The organism is Pseudomonas sp. DSP3-2-3, assembly GCF_049898225.1.
GTDB lineage: Bacteria > Pseudomonadota > Gammaproteobacteria > Pseudomonadales > Pseudomonadaceae > Aquipseudomonas.
Genome location: NZ_JAFCXH010000022.1, coordinates 94,843 through 100,911, shown reverse-complemented (window position 1 = coordinate 100,911; position 6,069 = coordinate 94,843). Strand labels below are relative to the sequence as shown.

At 58.6% G+C, this 6,069-nt stretch carries 6 protein-coding genes; 2 read left to right on the top strand and 4 right to left on the bottom strand.

What is annotated here, in order from left to right; all coding sequences use genetic code 11:
- Window positions 1–194 precede the first annotated feature (194 nt).
- The 4 genes from ACP7E4_RS22375 to ACP7E4_RS22360 all read right to left on the bottom strand — a co-directional run bounded on the left by ACP7E4_RS22375 (window position 195) and on the right by ACP7E4_RS22360 (window position 4,512).
- Entirely contained in the window at window positions 195–995 is an 801-nt protein-coding gene (locus ACP7E4_RS22375) for a carbon-nitrogen hydrolase family protein (RefSeq protein ID WP_426117745.1), read from the bottom strand.
- Window positions 996–1,012: 17 nt separating this feature from the next.
- Window positions 1,013–2,692 (bottom strand): flavin monoamine oxidase family protein, encoded by a 1,680-nt coding sequence (locus ACP7E4_RS22370; protein ID WP_426117744.1) that lies wholly within the window; start codon window positions 2,690–2,692, stop codon window positions 1,013–1,015.
- Window positions 2,693–2,935: 243 nt separating this feature from the next.
- Window positions 2,936–3,400, bottom strand: a complete 465-nt coding sequence (locus ACP7E4_RS22365; protein WP_426117743.1) for an Lrp/AsnC family transcriptional regulator — start codon at window positions 3,398–3,400, stop codon at window positions 2,936–2,938.
- 32 nt (window positions 3,401–3,432) lie between these two features.
- Window positions 3,433–4,512 carry an FUSC family protein gene (locus ACP7E4_RS22360; protein ID WP_426117742.1) on the bottom strand — a complete coding sequence of 360 codons (1,080 nt, stop codon included), beginning with the start codon at window positions 4,510–4,512 and terminating at the stop codon, window positions 3,433–3,435.
- 194 nt (window positions 4,513–4,706) lie between these two features.
- Between ACP7E4_RS22360 and ACP7E4_RS22355 the strand changes: the two genes are divergently transcribed.
- Both ACP7E4_RS22355 and ACP7E4_RS22350 read left to right on the top strand, forming a co-directional pair.
- Window positions 4,707–5,327: a YjfI family protein gene (locus tag ACP7E4_RS22355; protein ID WP_065831493.1), complete on the top strand. Its 621-nt coding sequence runs from the start codon at window positions 4,707–4,709 to the stop codon at window positions 5,325–5,327.
- Between the two features lie 16 nt (window positions 5,328–5,343).
- The gene (locus ACP7E4_RS22350) at window positions 5,344–6,051 is read left to right on the top strand and encodes a PspA/IM30 family protein (protein WP_020290891.1); all 708 of its coding nucleotides are present in this window, start codon (window positions 5,344–5,346) and stop codon (window positions 6,049–6,051) included.
- Window positions 6,052–6,069 lie beyond the last annotated feature (18 nt).

The window sequence follows — 6,069 nt, the reverse complement described above, 5'->3', positions numbered from 1 at the left end:
CGGCCTCAAGCTTGAACTCGAGGGTGTATTTAACGCGGTCTGTCTTGGACTTAGTCATGTCGTATCCTTGCGGCTATTGAGACACCTGGCAAGGGATACGTTTTTCAGGGGCAAGGTCACACATCCACTACATTCCCGTCGTCTGGACTATTGCCTTCGCAAGCAAGCTTGCTCCCACGGATCTGTGGCGACCTTTAACCCTCACCCAACCCCACATACAACCCTGGCCGTCGATCATTGAAATAGGTATTGATTGCCCTGGAATCCGTCATCAATTGCCGATCCAGCTTGCCGCTGATGAGTTCTTCAACCCGGCCTGCGACTGCCAGGCGGCTGCCGTCCGGTGCGCAAATGCTGCTCAGGCCGCAGTAATGAATAGCGCCTTCACTGCCGCAATAGTTGGCGTAGGCCACGTAACACTGGTTTTCGTAGGCGCGGGCGCGGACCGTCACTTCGCAGACAAAGTCATACGGCGCCATGTTCGCGGTGGGCACCAGAATCACTTCGGCCCCCGCCAGCGCCAGGCGGCGGGTGTTCTCGGGGAATTCGACGTCGTAGCAGATCAGCAAGCCAAGCCGCCAACCGTTGAGTTCCACCACCGGGAATCGATCTTCTCCGACAGCAAACATCGACTTATCCAGCTCGCCATACAGATGCGTCTTACGGTAATTGCACAGACTTTTGCCGTGGGCGTCGATCAACTGCACCGAGTTGTAAATCTGGTCGCTGGCGTTGCGCTCGGGATATCCGTAAAGGATGGCGATGTGGTTCGCCTGGGCGATGGCCGCGACTTGCGCGGCCGCGAAGCCATCGCAAGGCTGTGCCAGTGCGCCGGCCGCCTGGGCACCGATGTTGTAGCCGGTAAGGAACATTTCCGGGCAGACCAGCAAATCTGCGCCCTGGCTCGCGGCTTCCCGGGCCTGGAGATCCAGTCGTTGCAGGTTGCCGTTGATATCCAGCGGCAGCGGCGTGCATTGATAGAGCGCGATGTGCATGGCTTCATGCCTCCTGTTCAATCGGCCAGGGCGATGGGGCCTATCTCGTGGAACACATCGCCAGGACCGGGATTTGCTGCGTGAGTCTTGCCGCCGAAGTGGGTCATGATGCCCCACACCGCATTCAGCGAGGTCTGTACCGCGCCTTCAACCCAGGCCGGCGTCCAGGAAACGTCGTCGCCGGCGATGAACATGCCGCGCTGCTCGCTGGGCATGTCCTGCTGCATGAAGTGCGCGTACATGCGTTGGTTATAGCGGTAATGCCCCGGCAATGCGCCTTTGAACGCGCCGAGGAAATGCGGATCGGCTTCCCAGGACACGGTAATCGGGTCGCCAATGATCCGCGCCGCGATGTCCACTTTAGGGTAGATCTTCTTCAGCGCATCGAGCGCCAGCTTCACGCGTTTTTCGATGGGCTGCGGCAGCATCTTCAGCGCGTCGCTCATCCACGAATACGACAGGCAGATCACGCCGGGCTTGTCGTCGCCGTTATCGAACAGGTATGTGCCGCGCGTCAGGCGATCCGTCAGCGTCATGCTCATCAGGTCGCGGCCGGTTTCCGGGTCTTTGTCTTTCCAGAACGGCCGGTCCACCATGACAAAGGTTTTCGACGACTGCATGTAGCGCGTGCGGTCCAGGGCCATCCACATTTTTTGCGAGAACAGGCTCTCTTCGCACTCGATCTGGGTGGTCAACAGCCAGCTCTGGCACGTGGTCAGCACCGCCGCGTAATGGCGGGTGTCGCCCCAGTTGTCGGTAACCGCCAAGCGGCCATCTTCAGCGCGGGCAATGCGTTTGACCCCGGTACGCGGCGCGCCGTGGTGCAGCGTCGCCAGACTGGTGCCTTCCGGCCAGTATGCGCAGTGCTCCGGAACGTGCTTCCAGATCCCCAGCGGCACTTGCTCGACGCCGCCGACAATCAGATGTTGGTGATCGTCGCAGTTGGTCATCACCACGCGGAAGATTTCCAGCATCGAGTTGGGGAAGTCCGAGTCCCAGCCGCCGGTACCGAAACCGACCTGGCCGAACACTTCGCGATGGTAGAACGACAGCTTGGCGAACGCCTTGGAAGTGGCGACAAAATCGTAGAACGTGCGGTCATCCCACAGCGGCACCAAGGTGTTCCACAGTTGTTTGAGCCTCGGCACATCGCGGTCGCGAATGGCTTGCTGGATATCCTTGAAACCCGACCCTTCTTCCAGCGCGTCCGCCCAGGCGTCAGCGACCTCCTGAAACAGCGCGGGCAAGTCCGACAGTTTCTGTGCGTAATAGGTGGTGCCTTCCAGATCGATAACGGTGCTGCCGGACGCAGCGGTCAGCGGGTTTGGAAAGGGCCTGGATTCCAGTCCGAGCTTGTCGACATAGTGATAGAACGCCGTGGAGGACACCGGAAAGCGCATGCCGCCCAGCTCGGCGATGATCCCTTCGGTGCCTTCAAACGCTTGGGAGCGCAAGCGGCCGCCCATCTTCGAGGCTTCGTACACCACCGGTTTGAGGCCCAGCTTCATCAGTTCATAAGCCGCGACCAGTCCGGCAATGCCGGCACCGACAATCGCCACTTCGGCACCGTGATTTTCCACCGGAATACTGCCCAGCCCGGCCGGATGCTCGATCCAGTCGTCGAAGGCAAAGGGGAAATCCGGACCGAAAATCGTGATCGGTTTTTTACCGTCTGCAGGATGGCGATTGTTGTTCATGACTGACCTTGTTTTGCCTGGACGAGAAAGCAGACAGTCTAGTCAAGAGTTGAGGCGTTAATAAGACGCAAAGTGTCGTCGTTATGCAGTGGTTTTGCGCGATGTGACGAGCCGAACAATCACATCGATGTTTTGAAATGGCGAGATTTTTTGTGGGACCGGATTTATCCGGGAAGGCCTCGGCAACTCAATCACCTGTGTTGCCTGATCCGACGCTTTCGGGAATAAATCCCCTTCTACAGTTCAAGCCAGAGGCTGGCCACGATCAATCTTGCTGCTGAGAATGATCGAGGTGGTGGTTTTCTCGACGCCATCGATGCTGCCGATCAGGTCCAGCAGTTGGTCCAGTTGTTCCGGTGATTCGGTGCGCAGCCAGGCCACGTAGTCGAATTCGCCGCTGACCGCACACAGCTGCTGCACCTGAGCGAGGGTGCTGAGGCGGCGCAAGACTTCCTTGCCGGAGCGCGGCTGCACGGTAATCCCGACATAAGCCTGCAAGCCGCCATCCACCACCCGCTGACTCAAACGCACGCCGTAACCGGTGATGACCTTGGCACTTTCCAGGCGCGCCAGGCGCGAGGTCACGGTCGTGCGGGCGATGCCCAGTTGCCGGGCAAGCATGGCCACGCTTTCCCGGGCATTGAGCTGCAAGGCTGCGATCAGTTGGCGGTCTATTTCATCCAGGACAGGCGGGCGTACGGCAGACAAAGTTTTCTCCTACAAGAAAGCGTGCGGCTTGGTCAGATTTTCCAGCGCTTGGCGGTCTTGGCCAAGCGCTGTTGCAGCCCATCGAGGTTGCTCGCCAGTTGCAGCATCAACAGGTGATACCCGGTCAATTCAGTGGGCACCGGACTGCTCGGCATCGGTAACGGTGTGCTGGCATCGTTTTTACGATCCAGACGTTCGGTAGCGCCGGTTTGCAGCGCCCGCGCCATACCGATCAACTGGCGCCGGGTCTGGCGGTATTCGGCATCCAGCCGCGCTTTCCATTCTTCGCCAGCCACTTGATCGAGGTCTGCAGGGCGAATGTTGGAAAGGATTTCAAGAGTGCTCAGGCACATGCGGAAATGGCCCTGGATGGCGTCCAGCTCGACCATGGAAATCCGCACTTCCTTGGACACCGAAGGCATCAATGAGCGCAGTTGCAGCATGGTGGTGTTCAAGCGCGCCATCAGCTTGAGGTGTTCGTCGGCAGTGATGGGCTGCCCCTGATTGATCCGCCCGTAGACCTTGGCGCAATCGCGCAAACCGCTGGCCAGGTTGTAACGCCAGGAAAACGTGGCGTACAGCGGCAGGGCGAAGGAGAACGCCAGCGCCAGAATGATGCCGATCAGGATATCCACCGTGCGCCACAGGCCGTCGCTCAGCGGATTGTCGCCATGCCCGGCGACGATAAACAGCGTGATGGCCGACAGCAGCGCGGTATAGCCGCCCTTGCCGATGGCGTGATAAGCGAAGAATCCGCAGGCCAGCGACATCATCAGATACGTCAGCAGCGGCAGTTCGAAATAGTCCTGCTGCCAGACCACCGCCAGACCCAGCCCCGCGCCGATCAACGTGCCATAAGCCCGCTCTACGGACTTCTTGCCGATATTGCCGTGATGCTGCAAACCGCCGATCACGATCAGCATGGTCACCGAGGCCCACTCACCGTGCGGCAAGTTGATCCCCGTGGTCAGCAGAATCGACACCAGCAGGCCGACGACGATGCGTCCGGCATGGATGTAACGCGCATGGCGGTAGCGGCGATAGGGGTCCAGCAAAGGACGCAAGACACGGCGAAGCCAGAAGGGAAGCCAGGAGGAGCTGGAAGTTGTCATGCAGTAAAGGACCGCGCCGGGCGGGAATGAATCCCGGACATCAATTAATGAAAGGTCGTCAGTAAGCCATATATGACGGGCATTGTGGGTTGTTGAGGAAATTTCTGACGCATTTTGTATCACATGTGAGGTGTTGTGCATCCTGGAAATTGAGCGTAGTGTGCCTCACATGTGATGTAAGCGAGGGCGCCGAAATGGCTCGGAAAACTTCAACCGACTACATGCGTGAAATGCGTGCCCGGCTGACGGGTGCCGGCTATGTGAAAAGAGAGCTGTACGTTCTCCCGGAAAACGCAGATGTCCTCAGAACCATAGAGAAAGTTTTACGCCAGCCCTATTTGGGCAACCGGATCAAACTGGAGGAATTCATGACCGAAAATACGAACTGGACGATCGATACGCTTCACGCGGCGCTTGTCGAGCTGGACGCCGTGAAGAGTAATGAAATCGAGCTGAATCTGATTCAGGGCACTGAACCAAGCCTGAGCCTGACCATGCACAACTTCGGCGGACTGCCCATCGCCATCGCCATTTCCGGCGATCAGGTGCTGGTGGATTCGGTACTGGTGTACGCCTCGCAGGTGAAGGATGTCGCGACGTTCAACGACACCGTACTGCGCAGTCGCGACATCTTTCCGTTGTCCTCCATCGGGATCGAAACGATGCCCAATGGCGAAACGGTCTACAGCATGTTCGGTGCGCTGAGCGCTGCATCGTCGCTGACCGTGATCGTCCACGAAGTGCTGACGCTGGCGGATAACGTGATTCGCGCCGCTGATGCCTACGAAGATTTTTTAACAGTTGATCCACAGTAATCGGGAGTCAAATCGAATGAGTCTTTGGAAAAAAATGGTTACGGCTCTGCGTGGTGGAGCTTCGGAAGTTGGCGAAGCAATCGTCGACGCTCAGGCCTTGCGCATTCTTGATCAGGAAATCCGCGACGCGGACGCCTCGATGCTTGCTGCGCGCAACCAGCTGATTCAGATCAAAGCCAAGCACAAGCTGTCCGTGCAGCGTGTTGAAGAGCACAACAAGAACATCGCCAACTGGGAACAGAAGGCAGTCGCAGCGATGAATCAAGGCCAGGACGGGCTTGCTCTGGAATGCGCGGAAAAGGTTTCCGAACTGACCGCGCTGCGCGATCAGGAAAAGGCCGCCGCCGACCAGTTTGGTGCGCAGGTCACCAAGCTGACCGTTCAAGTCACCAAGGCTGAAAGCCAGATCAAGGGTCTGCGTCAGCAGGCTGACATGGCCAAGGCTCGCGACAGCGTGCAGAAAGCGCAGATCAACGCCGCTGCCGCCACTGGCGGGGCAAATGGTCGTCTGGAAACCGCAGTCGGTTCCCTGGCGCGCATCAAGCAACGTCAGGACGAACAGGACGCCAAGCTTGAAGCCGCTGAAGAACTGGATGCCTCTGCCAATGGCGGTGATCTGGAACGGCGCCTGCAAGAAGCCGGCATCGGCGCAAAGACCGGCGGTGCAGCTGATGTACTGGCCCGTCTGAAAGCCCAAAGCCAGACTGACAAGCCTGCTCAGTAAGCTGTGACGAGGGGGCAT